Source organism: Petrachloros mirabilis, assembly GCF_975968855.1.
The window spans coordinates 1-2,001 of record NZ_CDLUDY010000087.1; the positions used below are offsets into that span (position 1 = coordinate 1).

The 2,001-nt window shown below is 55.6% G+C and carries 3 protein-coding genes; 1 reads left to right on the forward strand and 2 read right to left on the reverse strand.

The window, feature by feature from the left end:
- Positions 1 to 108: 108 nt before the first annotated feature.
- Positions 109 to 855: a glycosyltransferase family 2 protein gene (locus tag ACWVCN_RS03625; protein WP_455244151.1), complete on the reverse strand. Its 747-nt coding sequence runs from the start codon at positions 853 to 855 to the stop codon at positions 109 to 111.
- A gap of 103 nt (positions 856 to 958) precedes the next feature.
- The gene (locus tag ACWVCN_RS03630) at positions 959 to 1,516 is read right to left on the reverse strand and encodes a hypothetical protein (RefSeq protein ID WP_455244152.1); all 558 of its coding nucleotides are present in this window, start codon (positions 1,514 to 1,516) and stop codon (positions 959 to 961) included.
- 205 nt (positions 1,517 to 1,721) lie between these two features.
- Between ACWVCN_RS03630 and ACWVCN_RS03635 the strand changes: the two genes are divergently transcribed.
- Positions 1,722 to 2,001 (forward strand): hypothetical protein (locus tag ACWVCN_RS03635; protein WP_455244153.1); only part of this gene is annotated, 280 nt, incomplete at its 3' end.

A 2,001-nucleotide genomic window follows, 5' to 3' on the forward strand; every position in this document is an offset into this window, starting at 1 on the left:
GATCCATTGGATCACCCAGCGCCCGAAAAAGAGCCCCTGGCCAAGAAAGCCGATAGCGATCCAAATGGTTTCAATGTCGAGCATGATTCTCTTGATTCCGGCAATGCGTCATGAGCGGCCGACCCGCCGGCCAATGCGATAGCGTAACACACGCGTCTGCATCCAGCGTACGGCGATCAAGTCGTACAGGCTTTTGAACAATCGGTTGCCGACGCCGAATTTGGCCACGCCGCGGACACGGGGATGGTGGCGGACCGGGACCTCGGTCACGCGGAACCCGTGCATGAGCGCGAGTGCGGGAAAGAACCGGTGCAGGCCCTCGAACATCTGCAGCTTGTCGACGACCGCGCGCTTGAATATCCGAAGGGCGCAGCCGGTATCGTGGATCGTATCGCCTGTCACCAGGCCCCGGACGGTATTGGCCATGCGGGACGAGATTCTACGGATCAAATTATCGTGTCGTTCGACTCGCCATCCACATACGAGATCGTACCGATCGGTGAAGGTCAGCAGCTTCCCGATATCATCCGGATCATTCTGTAAATCACCGTCCATCGTGACAATCAGATCTCCGCGGGACTCGCGAAACGCCGCATCGTATGCGGACCCTAGCCCATAATTACGGTCGAAGTGAACGACGACAATGTGGGGATTGCGACTTGCGAGGTCATCCAGGATCTCACTGCTGCCGTCCGTGCTGCCGTCGTCAACACACAGCAGTTCATAGGGCGCGGTTTTTGACTCCTCTCGAGTCTCGAGGACCTTTAAAATTCTCTCCGTCAATGGGACAAGATTGTCCCGCTCATCCTTGATCGGGATGACGACAGAAATCCATGGGCGTGATGAGTCGGTCATGAAGTGCTGGAGTGTCTGGCAGTTGAGCGGTGGTGCGCGATCACGGCGGCATTCTACAGAAGGGTTGCCGGAGGGTCAAACGAGCCGACCGCGTCGCCGGTTGCTAACGAGTTGACGCAAGCACGGTAAACCGCATGGTCCCCATCAAGGTGACCTCGTTCACCTGCTCTCCCGCATGAATCTCGACTTTGTACTTTCCCGGTTTCCACCCGCCCTCCGGGGGCAGCAATCTCAAGTAACCGGATTCATCCTCCAGCGAGATGTACATGGCGTCTTGGGAAACGGGGGCCTGCGTATCCAATCCCGGGACGGCTTCGGGAAAGCAGAGGCCGAAAATCTTGAACCCTTGGTAATGTTGATGGAGCTGGAACACGATGAAAATGCCGGAGGCGTCTGGCATAAATTGTTCCGTCGGTTTCACCGGCACGATTTCATGCGTTCTTCGGAAGCCGACTTCCTCTTCAAACCCCTCGGCCATCGTAATGGATAGGAACATCCCTTGAGGAGGAGCGTTGAAATCGTAAGGCTTCACTTCCTGCTGGTTATTTTGATATTCAGGGATCGCAAGATTCTTCGTGATAGGAAGTTCCGCAGATATAACCTGTGAAGCCGGAATAGCGATTTGAATCAGAACATAGAAGGCAAGCAATCGTTTCAACATACCGATTTCGTACACCTGCAGAAGGGGCCTGTCAAGGACGGCATCAAGTGGAAGCGAAAGGCTAGAGACAAGGGGAAGGAGGCGGTAGTCCACTTCAAGGAAGTTGAGGAAGAAGGGCTCTAACGGCCCGTTGCGGCTCTTTCCAACCATCTGTTAGTATTCGGCTCCCAACAAGAATGGACATGCAAAAGAGAGTGGTCGAATTATGCTTCAAGACCCAGATGCCTTACCCCAGCTGATCGGCGACTACAAGCCGGTCGACCAGTGGCAAGCCCACCTCAACCATCTCTTCTACCGGGTCCGAGGCGATCAGATCCGGAATTATTACCAGTCGTTTGCCTCAGCGGACTATCGGCTGGCTCATGCGCTCGCGAGCGATTATTACGAGCGCGTCATGGCTCGCGAGAAGGCGCGAAGCAAGAGGCAAGAGGCAACCTCCCCCGCGTCGCTCACCTCTAACCTGGTGATTCACGAGTGGGGTCCCA

Coding starts and splice junctions, on each gene's coding strand:
- ACWVCN_RS03625 (WP_455244151.1), bottom strand. CDS start 855: ATGACCGACTCATCACGCCCATGGATTTCTGTCGTCATCCCGATCAAG.
- ACWVCN_RS03630 (WP_455244152.1), bottom strand. CDS start 1,516: ATGTTGAAACGATTGCTTGCCTTCTATGTTCTGATTCAAATCGCTATT.